A 15,433-nucleotide genomic window follows, 5' to 3' on the forward strand; every position below is an offset into this window, starting at 1 on the left:
TGAAAACGCACGTTTGGGTGCCTATGCGTGCGTCGACCGATGGAGAAGGTGAGTGCGATGCGCGTGATGCTCAGGGCCACCATGGACACGGAAAAGGCCAACGAGGTCATCCGCGGCGGGAAGTTGCAGCAGTTGATGCAGGAGACGATGGAGAAGCTCAAGCCGGAGGCGGCCTACTTCACCACCAACGACGGCTGCCGCGCCTGCTACCTCTTCTTCGACCTGCAGGACCCCAGCCAGATCCCGGCGATCGCCGAGCCGTTGTTCATGAGTCTCGGAGCCCGCATCGAGCTCGCCCCCGTCATGAACGGCGACGACCTCAAGAAGGGCCTGGCGGAGCTGGGTTGACGGCAGGGCCGGGTGCGCGGGCGTATCCGGGCCGGACCGGGAGGTGTGTCCGGGCCGGGGCGCGCCGACGTGTCCGGCCAGGCGTCCGGAGGTCTGTCCCGATGGGCCGGTGTCGCGTGCGCCGGTGCGGGGCCGTACGGCCGGGCCCCGCACCGTGGGATCGGGATCAGCTGAAGACGATCATTGAGCCCTGGGCGAGACTCCGGGTCGCCGCGGCGTGCAGACCCAGCCAGACGTGACGTTCGCGGGCGAAGGGGCTGGCGTCGAAGGGGGCCGGAGCGGCAGGCTCCTCCAGCTCCGTCGGGGAGCTCGGAGGCTGCGGTGGCGTAGGCGGATTGGCGGGGTCGATGCCGATCGCGGGGGCCACGAACTCGAGTTCGCGCAGGAGCGCCTGGGAGGAGCCCAGGGGGCCGCCGCCCGCGAGGAGTTCGTCGTTGGCCAGCGGATGCGGGAACTCGACCGGAACGTACGCGCCCGCGTGGTCGTAGTGCCAGACCAGATGCGACTGCTGGGCGTTCGTCTCGAACATCTCCAGCAACTGCTCGTAGTCGCCGCCCAGTTCGTCGACCGGCGCCACCGCGAGACCGCACATCTGGAGCAGGTACGCGCGGCGCAGGAAGTGCAGCGCGTCGTAGTCGAAGCCGGCGACCGGGGCCACGTCACCCGACAGGCCGGGCATGTACGCGTACACCGGCACCGGGGGGAGCCCGGCCTCGGCGAGCACCTTGTCGTAGAGCGCGAGTTCCTCGGCGAAGGGGTTGTCGGGGGTGTGGCACAGCACGTCGACGAGCGGGACCAACCACAGGTCACAGGCCAACAGACGGCTCCTCTTGCTCCTTGGGGTGCAGGGTGGTCAGGGCAGCGTAGTGCGCGTGGCGGTCTTGTGAAGAGGCCGGTACGCAAGTAGGGCCCCCGGGTGGGCCGGGGTCCGTCCGCCGCTCGGGGGCCGCGCCCCCATCCCACCGATCGCCCGGGGCGGGTGTCCTCAAACCCGGGACCGGCGTGAACCGGGTCCCGGCCCGCGTCTCAGGGGGCGTCGAGCCGCTCGATGAGGGCGAGCGCGTGCTCGTTGTACGCCGTCACGATCGCCCGCGCCGTGTCGGCGTCGCGGCGCGCGAGGGCGTCCACCAGTTCCGTGTGGCCGGACCAGAGCTGGCCCCGGAGGTCGGAGACCCGGCGCAGGTGCTGGACCGTGCAGACCCAGGACTGGACCCGCAGCCGGTGCAGGAAGTCGCCGAGGTAGGCGTTGCCGAAGAGGCTGCTGAGCTCGCGCCAGAAGCGCAGGTCGTAGCCGATGAGGATGTTCAGGTCACCGGCGGAGGCCGCGCGCTTCGCCTCCTCGCCGCGGCGCCGGACGGCCGCGAGGGCGGCGAGCGCGCGCGGGTCGTCGGCCTGCCGCATGCCGCCGGCCACGAGGCTCTGGAACATGCCCTCCGTGATCAGGCTGCGCGCCTCGACCATGCCGCGGTAGTCGGCGGCGGAGTACTCGTGCACGCGGAAGCCGCGGTGCTGGTCCGCGTCCAGGAGTCCCTGGGCCGACAGGTCGACCAGCGCCTCGCGGACGGGGGTGGCGGAGACGCCGTACTGCTCCGCGATCTCCTTCACCGTGAACTCCTGGCCCGGCCGGAGACGGCCCCCGAGCACCTCGTCACGGAGCGCGTCCGCGATCTGCTGCCGCAGGGTGCTGCGGGTTACGGCGCCCGTGCCGCCGGTGCGGGCCATGGTGGTGGTCTCACTCCCCCATCGCGTGGGTAGGTGCGCGTATCTACTCGCGTATCTCTTCGAGCAGGCCACCATACGCCGTGGGGGTCGGCGGGCGGATTCTCCGGCACCCCCGAAGGGGCGCGGGCGACCGCGCGACCGACCCCCACCGGGGCGGGAACCCCTAAGGCCTCACACCGTGTGCTCGTCCGCCACCGACAGTGCCTCGTCGAGGGCCGCGAGACCCTCCTTGGCCTCGGCCTCGGTGATGTTGCACGGCGGTACGACGTGGGTGCGGTTCATGTTGATGAAGGGCCACAGACCGCGGGCCTTGGCCGCGGCACCGAACGCGGCCATCGGCGCGTTCGCCTCGCCCGCCGCGTTGTACGGGACCAGCGGCTCCCGGGTCTCCCGGTCCTTCACCAGCTCCAGCGCCCAGAAGACGCCCGTGCCGCGCACCTCGCCGACACTCGGGTGCCGCTCGGCCAGCTCGCGCAGCCCCGGTCCGAGGACGGTCTCGCCGATGACCGCGGCCTGGTCGACGATCCCCTCGTCCTCCATGACGTTGATCGTCGCGACGGCGGCGGCACAGGCCAGCGGGTGGCCGGAGTAGGTGAGCCCGCCCGGGTAGGGCCGCCTGGCGAAGGTCTCGGCGATGGCGGCGGAGATCGCCACGCCGCCCAGCGGCACATAGCCGGAGTTCACGCCCTTGGCGAAGGTCATCAGGTCCGGCGTCACCTCGTAGTGGTCGGCGGCGAACCACTTGCCGGTCCGGCCGAACCCGGCCATGACCTCGTCCAGGACGAAGACGATCCCGTACCGGTCGCAGATCTCCCGCACCCCGGCGAGGTAGCCGGCCGGTGGCGTCATGATGCCCGCGGTGCCCGGGATCGTCTCCAGGATCAGGGCCGCTATGGTCGCGGGCCCCTCGAAGGCGATCGTGTCCTCCAGGTGCTGGAGCGCGCGCTCGCACTCCTGCCGCTCGCTGTCCGAGTGGAAGGGGCTGCGGTACAGGAACGGCGCCCAGAAGTGGACGACACCGGCGGCGCCGCTGTCGTTCGGCCAGCGCCGCGGGTCACCGGTGAGGTTGATCGCGGTGGAGGTGGCGCCGTGGTACGAGCGGTAGGCGGAGAGCACCTTCGGACGGCCGGTGTGCAGCCGGGCCATCCGCGTGGCGTTCTCGACGGCCTCCGCGCCGCCGTTGGTGAAGAAGATCTTGTCCAGGTCGCCCGGGGTCCGCTCGGCGATCAGCCGGGCCGCCTCCGACCGCGCCTCGACGGCGAAGGCGGGCGCGAACGTGGTCAGGGTCGCGGCCTGTTCCTGGATCGCGGCGACGACCTTCGGGTGCTGGTACCCGATGTTGGTGAAGACGAGCCCGCTGGTGAAGTCCAGATACCGCTTGCCTTCGTAGTCCCAGAAGTACGACCCCTCCGCGCCTGCGACGGCGAGCGGGTCGATGAGCTCCTGCGCGGACCAGGAGTGGAACACGTGCGCGCGGTCCGCGGCCTTCACGGCGGCGCCGGCCTGGGGGTTGGGCTGAGGGGTCATGCGGCGAAGCGTAAATGTCCACGGACCGGGCGCGATATCGGCGTCCTGTCTGTGGTCGGGGGCTTTCCGCGACAGTCTGTCGGGCTTGGCCGGGGGACGGGTCCGCGTTCCGGGGTGCCCGGCGGCCCCTTCCGGCGATCCCCCGGCTGCTGGCGTCAAGGAGACGGCGGGACCCGTTACGGAAACGGGATCAGTCGTGACGGAACCGTGGACACCACCCGTCCACATCCCCGTAGAGCGCACTATCCTCGGTCTGTTGCACACATATGGGGGAGGGTGGGCGCTGCCATGGAGAACCTGGGGGCAGGGGATCCGCACCAGATCGGGGCGTACCGACTGCTGGCGCGGCTCGGTGCCGGAGGGATGGGCCACGTCTATCTCGCGCGGTCCGACCGGGGGCGTACGGTCGCCGTCAAACTCGTCAGGCCGGAACTCGCCGAGCAGGAGGAGTTCCGGGCCCGCTTCCGCCAGGAGGTGCGGGCCGCGCGCCGGGTCGGCGGGCTCTGGACCGCACCCGTACTGGACGCGGACACCGAGGCCCCGATCCCCTGGGTGGCCACCGGCTACGTGGCGGGGCCCTCGCTCCAGGCCGTCGTCGGGCGCGACCACGGCGCGCTGCCCGAGCGTTCCGTGCGCATCCTCGCCGCGGGCCTCGCGCACGCGCTGAAGGACATCCACGCCGCGGGCCTCATCCACCGCGACCTCAAGCCGTCGAACGTCCTCGTCACCATCGACGGCCCCCGCGTCATCGACTTCGGCATCGCACGCGCCCTGGAGACGGTGACCGACGGCGGCCTGACCCACACCGGGGCGCTCGTCGGCTCGCCCGGCTTCATGGCGCCCGAGCAGGTGCGCGGCGACCGGGTCACGCCCGCGTGCGACATCTTCTGCCTCGGCTCCGTCCTGTCGTACGCGGCCACCGGCGCCCTTCCGTTCGGGGCGGCCAACAGCGGTGTGCACGCCATGATGTTCCGCATCGCGCAGGAGGACCCCGACCTGACGGGTGTGCCCGAGGGCCTCGCCGACCTCGTGCGGGACTGTCTGCGCAAGGACCCCGCCGCCCGGCCCGGTCTCGACGAGATCCTGGAGCGCACGGGCGCGGAGGACACCGTCTCGGAAGGGCGCACCCTCGACCCCTGGCTGCCCGGCTCGCTGGTGGCCCAACTCGGGCGCCACGCGGTGCGGTTGCTCGACACGGAGAATCCCGACGAGAGGCAGGCGCAGCCCGCCGCGGGTGCCGTGCCGGTCAGGCCGGCCCTGCCGCCGGCGCCCGCGCCGCCGGTCGCCGCCCCGGACTTCTCCAAGCCGCCGTCCGGCTCGCCCGCTGCCTCTGCCTCCGCCGCCTCCTCGACGCCCTCCGCCAGTTCCTCGGCGCCCGCCGCGTCCGCCGAGGCCTCCCCGGAGCACGCGCCCACGCCCGCCGACGAGGGCTCGACCCCGCCTCCCCCCGGGCAGCCCGGCCCCGTGAACCATCTCCCCACCATGGTCGCGGGCCAGAGCGCGACGCCTCCTCCTGCGGCGCCGGCCGGCCCGCACCCCGCGTACGGCTATCCGCAGCAGCACCCGGGGCCCTCCGGCCAGGGCCCGGCCCACCCCGCCTACGGCTACCCGCAGGCAGGCTGGGGCGCGCCCCAGCCGCCGTACGGCTCGACGCCTCCCTACGGCCCGGGCGTCGCCGCCCACCCGTACGGACCCGGCGGCGCGACCCCGCCGCCCTACGGCCCGACCCCTCCGTACGGCCCCGTGGCCGTTCCGCTCGGTCCGGAGCCGCCGCGCAGGAGCGGCCGGTCCACCGTTCTCCTTGTCGTCGTGGCCCTGGTCGTCGCGCTCGGCGCGGGCGGCAGCGTGTTCGCGCTGTTGAAGGGCGGCGGGGGCGGGGGAAGCCAGGACGACCCCAAGGCGTCCGCCCCGGCCTCCGGCGCGACGACACCGGGGCAGAGCGCGTCGCAGCCGCCGACCACCGACTCCGGGTCGCCCAGCTCCGGGGAGACGCAGGGCGGCACCGTCCCGGACGCGTTCCTCGGCACCTGGGACGCCGCCATCGACAACGACACCGGCCACCACACGCGTCGGATGACCATCCAGCAGGGCGGCGTCGGCGACACGGTGCTGACGGTCACCGCGGACGGCAGTACCTACCACTGTGTCTTCCAGGCCGCCCTCGCCGCGGCTCCGGGGCCCGGGGGGCCGCTGGAGATCGGTCCCTCCCAGGTCACCGTCGGTGCACCGCCGTCCTGCAAGGCGGGTGCCGCCTCCGAGGTCACCCTCCTGCCGGACGGCCGGCTGCGGCGGGCGAAGACCGGCTCGGCGGCCGAGGCCGAGCTGACCTACACGAAGACCGGCTGAGCCCGGAAGCCCGTCAGGAGGCCCCGCCCGGGGGTCCGTGAGCAGTGGCCGCGGACCTCCGGGGAACGTGCCGACTTCCGTTCCGTCCAGGGCGGTTGAAGTTCACTTCCCGTATGTGGGTTGTTCCCGGCCTGAGCCGTACGGTGACCGCACCGCACCGCAGTGCTCGGGGGAGTGGCTCACGTGGAGTGGCTGAGCGCAGAGAACGTCGTGGCCGTCGGGACCGCCGTCATCGGTGTCGTCTCCTCCGCCGTGATGGTCTGGTACGAGCGAAGGGTGCCGCGCCGCAAGACGGTCGGCTACCGGGTCCAGATGGACAATCCCATCGGCGACGACGTCCGCTCGGGGCGCGCGAACGTACGGCTCGGGCTGTTCGACGAGGCACCCGGCATGTCCGACGCCACCCTCGTGCTGCTGCGGATCGAGAACGACGGCTCGCGGAGCATCGCCGGGGACGACTACACGAGCCATGAACCGCACGGCCTGACCGCGGTGTTCACCGACCGCACCATCCGCGGTGTGTCCGTGACCCAGCCGCCCGGCACCGACCATCTGATGGACCACTTCACCCCGGCCGCCGGTCTCAGCTACGAGAACGGCACCCTGCGCATCCCGCGGGTCCCGCTGAACCGGGGCGAGCACTTCAAGCTGCTCGTCCTGCTGTCGGGCGGCGACGTGGGCTGTCCGATACGGATCATCGGCGGCATCCGGGACGGTGAGGTCCGGCCCAACCGCAGTACGACACCGGACGACCAGCCGCCGCTGTTCAGCCGCGCGGCCCGGCTGATCACCGTGATGCTGACGGTGTGCGTCGTCACGCTCGCCCTGATCGTCGTCCTGCGCGACGACACACCGCCGCCGATCGGCTGCGAGCGGGGCACCCTGACCGTCACCGGCTCGACCGCCTTCGAGCCCGTGATGCGCGAACTGGCCGAGAAGTACGAGCACGACTGCCAGGGTTCCGCGATCACGGTGGACGCCCACGGCAGCACGGCCGGTGTACGCGAACTCGACACGGCGGGGCGGGCGTCGACGAAGGGTTCGCCGGCGCTCGTCGCCCTCTCCGACGGCCCCAAGCCGGGCGACTTCCCGCAACTGCGGGAGAACCGGATCGCGGTGTCGGTCTTCACGCTGGTCGTCAACGACGCCGTCCCGGTCAGGAACCTGTCGCTGACCGACGTACGACGGCTGTACCGCGGCGAGATCACGAACTGGAAGCGGCTCGGCGGACCCGACAGGCCCGTCCTCCTCGTCAGCCGGGACGCCAACTCCGGTACCCGGCAGGTGTTCCAGCGCCGGGTGCTCGGGCGCGGCGAGATCGCCGACTCCTCGCTGGACTGCGTCCACAAGGACGACGCGACGGCACCGCTCGTGCGCTGCGAACTCGACTCCACCGACCAGGTGCTGAACACGGTCGCCAAGCTGCCCGGCGCGATCGGCTACAGCGAACTGAACGACGCCGGCGGCCACAAGGGCCTGCACAGGATCAGCCTCGACGGTCTCACCGCCTCCGTCGAGGATCTGGAGCGCGGCACCTCGGACTACCCGTACCGCGAGATCGAGTACGCCTACACCTACGGACAGCCGCCCGCCGACTCCCTCGCCTCCAGCTTCCTCTCCTACATCAGCCGGGGCAGCGGCCAGGACGTCGTCCGCACCCACGGCCATCTGCCCTGCGGGACGCCGGTCGGACTGAGGATCTGCGGAGCCGGGTGACACCGCGGCAGCTCGGCACACGCGCCGCGCGGGACCGCTACCTGGGCTCGGGCGGGCGCTGGCGGGGCATGTTCGGGCGGGTTCCCGGCGGGAGCGGGATCCGCCCGTTCAGGGGCGATCCGTCGGGCCGGGGCGCTCCCGCCGACGACGACTGGATCCCCAGCGGCGCCGGTCCCGTACGGAACTCCACCATCCAGTCCGCGGTCTCGGTGCGCACCAGTTCCGTGACGTCCTCCGAGAACCTGCGCAGCACCCCGATGCACCGGTCGGCCGCCTCGCTGGCGGTCCCGTCCGCTGGTCCGAGGACCTCCCGCACGCTCTCGGACGCCCAGTCGAACTGAAGTGCCTGAAGCCGCCGCTGCACGGCCTGCGCGGTGGCCACATCCCTTATCCATCCGGAGGTCACTCCGAAGAACCGGTCGACGGCGACGCAGGAGACCGCGAGCAGCAGCGCCAGATATCCCCACGGAGCCGCCCCTCGCACCGACCCGGTGAGGTCGAGCAGCGGCAGCGCGGCCCCGGCGACGGCCCCCAGCGAGGCCCCGCACCGCAGCAGCCGCGCCCCCCACCGCTTCCACACGCGGTCGGAGAGATACCAGGCGGCCGTGTCGAGCGCCCCCTGCTCCACCCACCGGTAGAGCTCGTGGAGCCGCTCGGCGGGCTCCCCCCAGTCGCCGAGCGGAAACGGCCGGCCGGTCAGATCACCCGGCCGCAGCCCCGCCGCGCCCTCGCTCCGCCCGTCCTGGGGCGGCCCCTCCGGCTGCATCTCCGGCTGACTCACCGGTACTCCCTAGTTGACGACGGTGATGACGGACGACGGTGACGACGGTGACGGCACTGACACTGCGTGACGTCCTGTGACGCGTGGTGCAAATGCGCCGCCCCCTTCCTACCGCCCAATGGGTGGCGATGGACCGGGTTTACCGGCTTTTCCGCCTGGAAGAGGGTCTTGATCAGGTATAGGAGCCATGACGGTGTCACTCGAAAGAGTGCTTGGGCGACGGGCCCGTCGACCACGTAGGCTCGTGCTGGACAGGAAAAACGGTCCACACAGCCGTACTCGAAACCAGGAGCTGATCGTGATTCCCGGTGGTGGCCAGCCCAATATGCAGCAGTTGTTGCAGCAGGCCCAGAAGATGCAGCAGGACCTGGCGAGCGCGCAGGAGGAGCTGGCGCGGACGGAGGTCGGGGGCCAGTCGGGCGGCGGCCTGGTGAAGGCGACCGTGACGGGCTCCGGAGAGCTCCGCGCCCTGGTGATCGACCCGAAGGCGGTCGACCCCGAGGACACCGAGACGCTCGCCGACCTGATCGTCGCGGCCGTCCAGGCGGCCAACGAGAACGCGCAGGCGCTCCAGCAGCGGACGCTGGGCCCGCTCACCCAGGGGCTCGGCGGCGGCAGCGGCATTCCCGGTCTGCCTTTCTAAGACCGGCGGCGGCCAACTACCGTACGCACCAGGAAGAAACGCGGGACGGAACCAGGCGGTACCAGAACACTCGGAAAGGCAGTCCGTTGTACGAAGGCGTAGTTCAGGACCTCATCGACGAACTGGGGCGGCTCCCCGGCGTCGGTCCCAAGAGCGCGCAGCGGATCGCCTTCCACATCCTCCAGGCGGAGCCGGCGGACGTCCGCCGGCTCGCGCAGACCCTCCTGGAGGTCAAGGAGAAGGTCCGCTTCTGCGCGACCTGCGGCAACGTGGCGCAGGAGGAGTTGTGCAACATCTGCCGCGACCCGCGCCGCGACCTCTCGGTGATCTGTGTGGTGGAGGAGCCCAAGGACGTCGTCGCGGTCGAGCGCACGCGTGAGTTCCGGGGCAGGTACCACGTGCTCGGCGGCGCGATCAGCCCGATCGAGGGCGTCGGCCCGGACGACCTGCGGATAAGGGAACTCCTGGCCCGCCTCGCCGACGGCGCGGTCACCGAGCTCATCCTGGCCACGGACCCGAACCTGGAGGGCGAGGCCACGGCCACGTATCTCGCCCGCATGATCAAGCCCATGGGCCTCAAGGTCACCCGCCTGGCCAGCGGCCTCCCGGTGGGTGGCGACCTGGAATACGCGGACGAGGTCACGCTCGGCCGCGCCTTCGAGGGGAGACGACTTCTAGATGTCTGACGCCACGCTGCACGAGACCAGCCCGGACCCCGACGACTTCGTGGTCCAGATCGCGGACCAGGTGGAGAGCTTCCTGGTCGCCGTCACCGAGGTGGCCAAGGGCGACGAGCCGGACTCGGCCGTGCCCTTCCTCCTCCTGGAGGTCTCCCAACTCCTCCTGGCCGGCGGCCGTCTCGGCGCGCACGAGGACATCGTCCCCGACGAGCGCTACGAGCCGGACCTCGGCCCGGAGGGGGATGTGGACGAACTCCGCGAGCGTCTTGCCGTGATGCTGGAGCCGATCGACGTCTACTCCGAGGTCTTCGACCCCTACGAGCCGCGCAAGGCCCCCGTCCCGGCCCGTATCTCCGACGACCTGGCCGACGTCATGGCCGACCTGCGCCACGGCATGGCCCACTACCGCGCGGGCCGCACCACAGAAGCCCTGTGGTGGTGGCAGTTCTCCTACTTCTCCAACTGGGGCTCCACCGCCTCCGCGACCCTGCGCGCCCTGCAGTCCGTGGTGGCCCATGTCCGGCTGAACCAGCCCCTGGAGGAGCTCGACGGCCTCGACACCGACCAGGAGATCGGCGAGGAGGCACTCGCCGAGGAGGCCGGCAAGGTGATGGCGGAGGAGATCGCGGGGCCGCTCGGCCTGCGCACGGTCAAGTAGCCGCCCGCGCTCCGGCCGTCCCTGCTCCGGTGTGACTCGGGGCACTTTCCGAGTGGCGGGGCTCCGGCACGGGCAGGTGCCGTCTCGGAGCGGCCGGATGTCCCTTGGACCTGACAGCCCGGAGTGATCACGTCGTGAGCGGGACATCTCACGATGCGATACCCCGGAAGGGAAATCCGGCCGCTCGTTAGACTGAGCCGACCGCAGTATTGCGGTGCAGAGACGGACTGAGCGAGGAGCGCACGTGGGCCTTGTCGTGCAGAAGTACGGAGGTTCCTCCGTAGCCGATGCCGAGGGCATCAAGCGCGTCGCCAAGCGGATCGTGGAAGCGAAGAAGAACGGCCACCAGGTGGTCGTGGTCGTTTCCGCGATGGGCGACACGACGGACGAGCTGATCGATCTCGCCGAGCAGGTGTCTCCGATGCCCAGCGGTCGAGAGTTCGACATGCTGCTGACCGCCGGCGAGCGGATCTCCATGGCCCTGCTGGCGATGGCGATCAAGAACCTGGGCCACAGCGCCCAGAGCTTCACCGGCAGCCAGGCAGGCGTCATCACCGACTCGGTCCACAACAAAGCGCGGATCATCGACGTCACCCCGGGCCGTATCCGTACGGCGCTCGACGAGGGCAACATCGCCATCGTCGCCGGGTTCCAGGGTGTCTCGCAGGACAAGAAGGACATCACCACGCTGGGGCGCGGCGGGTCCGACACCACGGCCGTCGCGCTGGCCGCGGCGCTCGACGCCGAGGTGTGCGAGATCTACACCGACGTGGACGGCGTGTTCACCGCCGACCCGCGCGTGGTGAAGAAGGCGAAGAAGATCGACTGGATCGCCTTCGAGGACATGCTGGAGCTCGCCGCCTCCGGCTCCAAGGTGCTGCTCCACCGCTGTGTGGAATACGCCCGCCGTTACGACATCCCGATCCATGTGCGCTCGTCCTTCAGCGGACTTCAGGGCACCTGGGTCAGCAGCGCGCCACTCGTTCGAAAGACACAGCAGCAAGGGGACCAGAAGGTGGAGCAGGCCATCATTTCCGGTGTCGCTCACGACACCTCCGAGGCCAAGGTCACGGTCGTCGGTGTCCCGGACAAGCCGGGCGAGGCCGCCGCGATCTTCCGCGCCATCGCCAATGCCGAGATCAACATCGACATGATCGTGCAGAACGTGTCGGCGGCCACGACGGGCCTGACGGACATCTCCTTCACCCTCCCGAAGACCGAGGGCCGCAAGGCCATCGACGCCCTGGAGAAGGCGAAGGGCGTGATCGGCTTCGAGTCGCTGCGGTACGACGACCAGATCGGCAAGATCTCGCTCGTCGGCGCCGGCATGAAGACGAACCCGGGTGTCACGGCCGGCTTCTTCGAGGCGCTCACCGACGCCGGGGTCAACATCGAGCTGATCTCGACCTCCGAGATCCGTATCTCCGTGGTCACCCGCGCCGACGACGTCAACGAGGCGGTACGCGCCGTGCACAGCGCCTTCGGACTCGACTCCGACAGCGACGAAGCCGTTGTCTACGGAGGCACCGGGCGATGACCGGACGACCGACGCTCGCGGTCGTGGGAGCGACCGGGGCCGTCGGCACGGTCATGCTCCAGATCCTGTCCCAGCACGCCGACATCTGGGGCGAGATCCGTCTGATCGCCTCTCCGCGCTCGGCCGGCCGCAAGCTGTCCGTGCGCGGTGTCGAGGTCGAGGTGGTGGCCCTGTCGGAGGAGGCCTTCGACGGGGTCGACATCGCCATGTTCGACGTTCCTGACGAGGTGGCCGCCCAGTGGGCGCCGATCGCCGCCGCCAAGGGCGCGGTCGTCGTCGACAACTCCGGCGCCTTCCGGATGGACCCGGAAGTGCCCCTCGTCGTCCCCGAGGTCAATCCGCACGCCGCGCGCGTGCGCCCCCGCGGGATCGTCTCCAACCCGAACTGCACGACGCTGTCCATGATCGTGGCGCTCGGCGCCCTGCACGCGGAGTTCGGGCTGCGCGAACTCGTCGTCTCGTCCTACCAGGCGGTCAGCGGCGCGGGCCGCGCGGGCGTCGACACCCTGCGCCGGCAGATGTCCCTCGTCGCGGGTACGGAACTGGGGAACAGTCCCGGTGACCTGCGCCGCGCGGTGGGCGACGACACGGGCCCCTTCCCCGAGCCGGTCGCCCTGAACGTGGTGCCGTGGGCCGGGTCGCTCGTCGAGGACGGCTGGTCCTCGGAGGAGATGAAGGTACGCGACGAGACCCGCAAGATCCTCGGGCTGCCCCGTCTGAAGGTCGCCGTGACCTGCGTCCGCGTCCCCGTCGTGACCACGCACTCGCTGACCGTGCACGCCCGCTTCCAGGACGAGGTGACCGTCGACAAGGCCCGGGAGATCCTGGCCACCGCGCCCGGGGTCGTGCTCTTCGACAACCCGGCCGCCGGGGAGTTCCCCACGCCCGCGGACGTGGTGGGCACCGACCCGACCTGGGTGGGCCGGGTCCGCCGGGCGCTGGACGACGCGACGGCCCTCGAACTGTTCGTGTGCGGGGACAACCTGCGCAAGGGCGCCGCCCTGAACACCGCCCAGATCGCGGAGCTGGTGGCGGCGGAGATCGCCGCGACGGCGTAGGTCCGGTTCTCCGCCCGGGTTTCGGCGGCGCGGGTCCCGCTGTCCGCCCGGGCCCTGTCCGCCCGGGTCCAGGGTGCGCCGGTCCGACCCGTCCGGACGGGGCTCGACCCGGTGGGTCCGGCCGTCCGGATGGGCGTCGGCTCCGCGGGTTCTGCGGTCCCGGCGAGCACGGGCCGTAATCCCGGTGCTACGCGGGCGGTGGGTTTGTAGGATCTCTCTCGGTTCAGTGATCAACTTAATGGTCCGGACCACTTGAACGTACCCGTGTCGGCGTTCGAAGATTTTGCTCCCCGTCCCGCGCAACCGCGCAGCGGACGGGGAGCGTCTTTGCGGTCGCCATTCAGGGGCGTCCGGGGGGCGGCAGAGCATTGGGCATAGGAGAAGAGCTGTTACGCATGAGGGCATCTAGTGCACTGTCGCGCGCGCTGTACGGCGTAACGGCGGGGGGTCGAGGGGGCGTTCCGGTGGACGGGGTTCCGGCCGATGTGACGCCCGGCGCGAATGTGATGCCTGTCGCGTACAACCCTGCCGGGGGGATGTGTGTCCAACTGGCGTGGCAGAGGTACTCGAATTCACCGCGGTACAGACAAGGGGCATGGCCCTGCGTCCACCCCGCCGACTCCGCAGCCCCGGCGCGCCCGGCGGCATGCCGGTGATCGCGCCCATGCCCGCAGCGCGGCCGGCCCGCATCCCGAATCAGCGCGACGGCGCGGAGGACAGCCTGGCGGCGGGTACCACCGTCGACCATCTCACCGAGACCTACCGGGCGCACTACCGGTCGCTCCTCGGTCTCGCGGCGCTCCTGCTCGACGACACGGCCTCCTGCGAGGACGTCGTCCAGGAGGCGTTCATCCGGGTGCACTCGGCGCGCAAGCGCGTCCGGGACCCCGAGAAGACGCTCGCCTATCTGCGTCAGACCGTCGTCAACCTCTCGCGCTCGGCCCTGCGCCGGCGCATCCTCGGCCTCAAGCTCCTCTCGAAGCCGATGCCCGACATGGCGAGCGCCGAGGAAGGCGCGTACGACCAGTTGGAGCGCGACGCGCTGATCAAGGCGATGAAGGGACTCCAGCGCCGCCAGCGCGAGGTCCTGGTCCTGCGCTACTTCGCGGACATGACCGAGGCCCAGGTCGCCGAGACGCTCGGTGTCTCCCTGGGTTCGGTGAAGGCGTACGGCTCGCGGGGCATCGCCGCGCTCCGCGTCGCCATGGGGGCTTCGGCATGAGCGGGTACGACGACCGGTGGCGCCCCGAGGACGAGGGGCGCCCGGAACACGAGCACAAGCAATCGCACGCTGGGAACGGAACTGTGAACCACGGCCCCGACGAACAGCCCGGCACACCGGGCACGGACGGACTGGGACCCGAAGGGCTGCTCGGCTCCGACGAGCTGGCACTGCGTCGGCTGCTGCACCAGGCCGTCCAGGAGATCGAACCCACCGACGGCACCCTGGACCATCTGCGCCGCGCGGTACCGGCCCGACGGGCCAGGAAGCGCCAGGCCGTGGTCGGCATGGCGGCGGCGGCGCTCTTCATCGGCACGGCGATCCCGGCCTTCGTCCACGTCTCGAACTCCTCCGGGTCGAACGCCGACCCGTCCATCGCGGCCAACAGCTCACAGGCCCAGGGCGGCGCGAGCCAGGGCAAGGGCTCGGACGGCGGCGCCGGGAAGGACGCGGGCGGCTCCGCCGGCACGTCCAAGGGCAACGGCACCGGCGGCAGGACGCAGACACCGGGCGACAAGGACAAGGGCGCGGCCGGGGCCGCCACGGGCGGTGCCGATCCCTCGGCCTCCGCCTCGGCCGCCACCCCGTGTACGGCGGACCAGCTCGGCGGAGCCTCCGGCACCGCCGCCGGCCCGGACTCCACCGGCGCGGTCTACGGCTCGTTCACCGTCTCGAACGTCTCCGCCACCGCCTGTACGGTCACCGGCGCGGGCACCGTCGACACGCTCGCCCAGGGCGCGGCGGACGCCACCAAGGTCGGAGCGGCGACGCATGTGGCGGGCGACGCGGCCACCGGGCTGCCCGACCCCTCCACGGAGGTCACCTCCCTGGTGCTCCAGCCGGGCACCTCGTACGTGGTGAAGTTCGCCTGGGTCCCCTCGGCGACGTGTCCGACCGCGGCGGAGCCCTCACCGGACCCGACCCCGACGCAGGGCGCCACCGACACCGGCGGCACCACCACCGACGCGGCGGTCAGCGGCACCTCGCCCCAGCTCTTCGTCGAGGACGGCGTGCAGGACGGCAGCGTCATCGTCTCCAGCACGGCGGAGACGGGCGGCGCGATGGCATCGGTCACGGTGCCCAACGCCTGCGCGGGCACGGTCTACCACACGGGGATCCTGGCGTCGTCCTGACTGACGGGCACGCGAAGCGTCGTGCTGACGGGTGCGTGTGAGTCGTGAAGACTGACGGGTGT

14 protein-coding genes are annotated in these 15,433 nt (G+C 71.4%); 10 read left to right on the forward strand and 4 right to left on the reverse strand.

Going from position 1 to position 15,433, the window contains the following annotated elements:
- The first annotated feature begins 57 nt into the window (after positions 1 to 57).
- Positions 58 to 348 carry a hypothetical protein gene (locus ACZ6KY_RS25765; RefSeq protein ID WP_469312651.1) on the forward strand — a complete coding sequence of 97 codons (291 nt, stop codon included), beginning with the start codon at positions 58 to 60 and terminating at the stop codon, positions 346 to 348.
- 166 nt (positions 349 to 514) lie between these two features.
- Here the strand turns inward: ACZ6KY_RS25765 and ACZ6KY_RS25770 are convergent, their stop codons facing one another.
- The 3 genes from ACZ6KY_RS25770 to ACZ6KY_RS25780 all read right to left on the reverse strand — a co-directional run bounded on the left by ACZ6KY_RS25770 (position 515) and on the right by ACZ6KY_RS25780 (position 3,597).
- The gene (locus ACZ6KY_RS25770; RefSeq protein WP_469312652.1) at positions 515 to 1,165 is read right to left on the reverse strand and encodes a hypothetical protein; all 651 of its coding nucleotides are present in this window, start codon (positions 1,163 to 1,165) and stop codon (positions 515 to 517) included.
- Positions 1,166 to 1,374: 209 nt separating this feature from the next.
- Entirely contained in the window at positions 1,375 to 2,070 is a 696-nt protein-coding gene (locus ACZ6KY_RS25775; protein WP_469312653.1) for a GntR family transcriptional regulator, read from the reverse strand.
- 171 nt (positions 2,071 to 2,241) lie between these two features.
- Positions 2,242 to 3,597: an aminotransferase class III-fold pyridoxal phosphate-dependent enzyme gene (locus ACZ6KY_RS25780; RefSeq protein ID WP_469312654.1), complete on the reverse strand. Its 1,356-nt coding sequence runs from the start codon at positions 3,595 to 3,597 to the stop codon at positions 2,242 to 2,244.
- 288 nt (positions 3,598 to 3,885) lie between these two features.
- On the opposite strand from ACZ6KY_RS25780, the gene ACZ6KY_RS25785 reads away from it, so the two are divergent.
- On the forward strand, positions 3,886 to 5,943 hold the full coding sequence (locus tag ACZ6KY_RS25785) for a serine/threonine-protein kinase (RefSeq protein WP_469312655.1): 2,058 nt from the start codon (positions 3,886 to 3,888) through the stop codon (positions 5,941 to 5,943).
- A gap of 183 nt (positions 5,944 to 6,126) precedes the next feature.
- A complete protein-coding gene (locus tag ACZ6KY_RS25790; RefSeq protein WP_469312656.1) occupies positions 6,127 to 7,659 on the forward strand; it encodes a substrate-binding domain-containing protein in 1,533 nt (510 codons plus the stop codon).
- A gap of 37 nt (positions 7,660 to 7,696) precedes the next feature.
- Here the strand turns inward: ACZ6KY_RS25790 and ACZ6KY_RS25795 are convergent, their stop codons facing one another.
- Positions 7,697 to 8,440, reverse strand: coding sequence for an SLATT domain-containing protein (locus tag ACZ6KY_RS25795; protein ID WP_469312657.1), 744 nt, complete (start codon positions 8,438 to 8,440; stop codon positions 7,697 to 7,699).
- 298 nt (positions 8,441 to 8,738) lie between these two features.
- On the opposite strand from ACZ6KY_RS25795, the gene ACZ6KY_RS25800 reads away from it, so the two are divergent.
- The 7 genes from ACZ6KY_RS25800 to ACZ6KY_RS25830 all read left to right on the forward strand — a co-directional run bounded on the left by ACZ6KY_RS25800 (position 8,739) and on the right by ACZ6KY_RS25830 (position 15,371).
- Entirely contained in the window at positions 8,739 to 9,083 is a 345-nt protein-coding gene (locus ACZ6KY_RS25800) for a YbaB/EbfC family nucleoid-associated protein (protein WP_469312658.1), read from the forward strand.
- 86 nt (positions 9,084 to 9,169) lie between these two features.
- Positions 9,170 to 9,769, forward strand: coding sequence for a recombination mediator RecR (gene recR, locus ACZ6KY_RS25805; RefSeq protein ID WP_469312659.1), 600 nt, complete (start codon positions 9,170 to 9,172; stop codon positions 9,767 to 9,769).
- Entirely contained in the window at positions 9,762 to 10,421 is a 660-nt protein-coding gene (locus ACZ6KY_RS25810; RefSeq protein WP_355842956.1) for a DUF5063 domain-containing protein, read from the forward strand. The genes recR and ACZ6KY_RS25810 overlap by 8 nt, the downstream gene beginning before the upstream one ends.
- Positions 10,422 to 10,665: 244 nt before the next feature.
- Positions 10,666 to 11,958: an aspartate kinase gene (locus ACZ6KY_RS25815; RefSeq protein WP_351871532.1), complete on the forward strand. Its 1,293-nt coding sequence runs from the start codon at positions 10,666 to 10,668 to the stop codon at positions 11,956 to 11,958.
- On the forward strand, positions 11,955 to 13,016 hold the full coding sequence (locus ACZ6KY_RS25820) for an aspartate-semialdehyde dehydrogenase (protein ID WP_469312660.1): 1,062 nt from the start codon (positions 11,955 to 11,957) through the stop codon (positions 13,014 to 13,016). The genes ACZ6KY_RS25815 and ACZ6KY_RS25820 overlap by 4 nt, the downstream gene beginning before the upstream one ends.
- A gap of 595 nt (positions 13,017 to 13,611) precedes the next feature.
- The gene (locus tag ACZ6KY_RS25825; protein ID WP_401328506.1) at positions 13,612 to 14,238 is read left to right on the forward strand and encodes a SigE family RNA polymerase sigma factor; all 627 of its coding nucleotides are present in this window, start codon (positions 13,612 to 13,614) and stop codon (positions 14,236 to 14,238) included.
- The gene (locus ACZ6KY_RS25830) at positions 14,235 to 15,371 is read left to right on the forward strand and encodes a hypothetical protein (RefSeq protein ID WP_469312661.1); all 1,137 of its coding nucleotides are present in this window, start codon (positions 14,235 to 14,237) and stop codon (positions 15,369 to 15,371) included. The genes ACZ6KY_RS25825 and ACZ6KY_RS25830 overlap by 4 nt, the downstream gene beginning before the upstream one ends.
- The last annotated feature ends 62 nt before the right edge of the window (positions 15,372 to 15,433 follow it).

The sequence above is a fragment of the Streptomyces sp. NPDC042002 genome (genome assembly GCF_055588305.1).

Excerpts from the sequence above, each read along its gene's own strand:
- ACZ6KY_RS25775 (WP_469312653.1), bottom strand. The coding sequence starts at position 2,070 with ATGGCCCGCACCGGCGGCACGGGCGCCGTAACCCGCAGCACCCTGCGG.
- ACZ6KY_RS25820 (WP_469312660.1), top strand. The coding sequence starts at position 11,955 with ATGACCGGACGACCGACGCTCGCGGTCGTGGGAGCGACCGGGGCCGTC.
- ACZ6KY_RS25780 (WP_469312654.1), bottom strand. The coding sequence starts at position 3,597 with ATGACCCCTCAGCCCAACCCCCAGGCCGGCGCCGCCGTGAAGGCCGCG.
- ACZ6KY_RS25785 (WP_469312655.1), top strand. The coding sequence starts at position 3,886 with ATGGAGAACCTGGGGGCAGGGGATCCGCACCAGATCGGGGCGTACCGA.
- ACZ6KY_RS25810 (WP_355842956.1), top strand. The coding sequence starts at position 9,762 with ATGTCTGACGCCACGCTGCACGAGACCAGCCCGGACCCCGACGACTTC.
- ACZ6KY_RS25765 (WP_469312651.1), top strand. The coding sequence starts at position 58 with ATGCGCGTGATGCTCAGGGCCACCATGGACACGGAAAAGGCCAACGAG.
- ACZ6KY_RS25825 (WP_401328506.1), top strand. The coding sequence starts at position 13,612 with ATGGCCCTGCGTCCACCCCGCCGACTCCGCAGCCCCGGCGCGCCCGGC.
- ACZ6KY_RS25830 (WP_469312661.1), top strand. The coding sequence starts at position 14,235 with ATGAGCGGGTACGACGACCGGTGGCGCCCCGAGGACGAGGGGCGCCCG.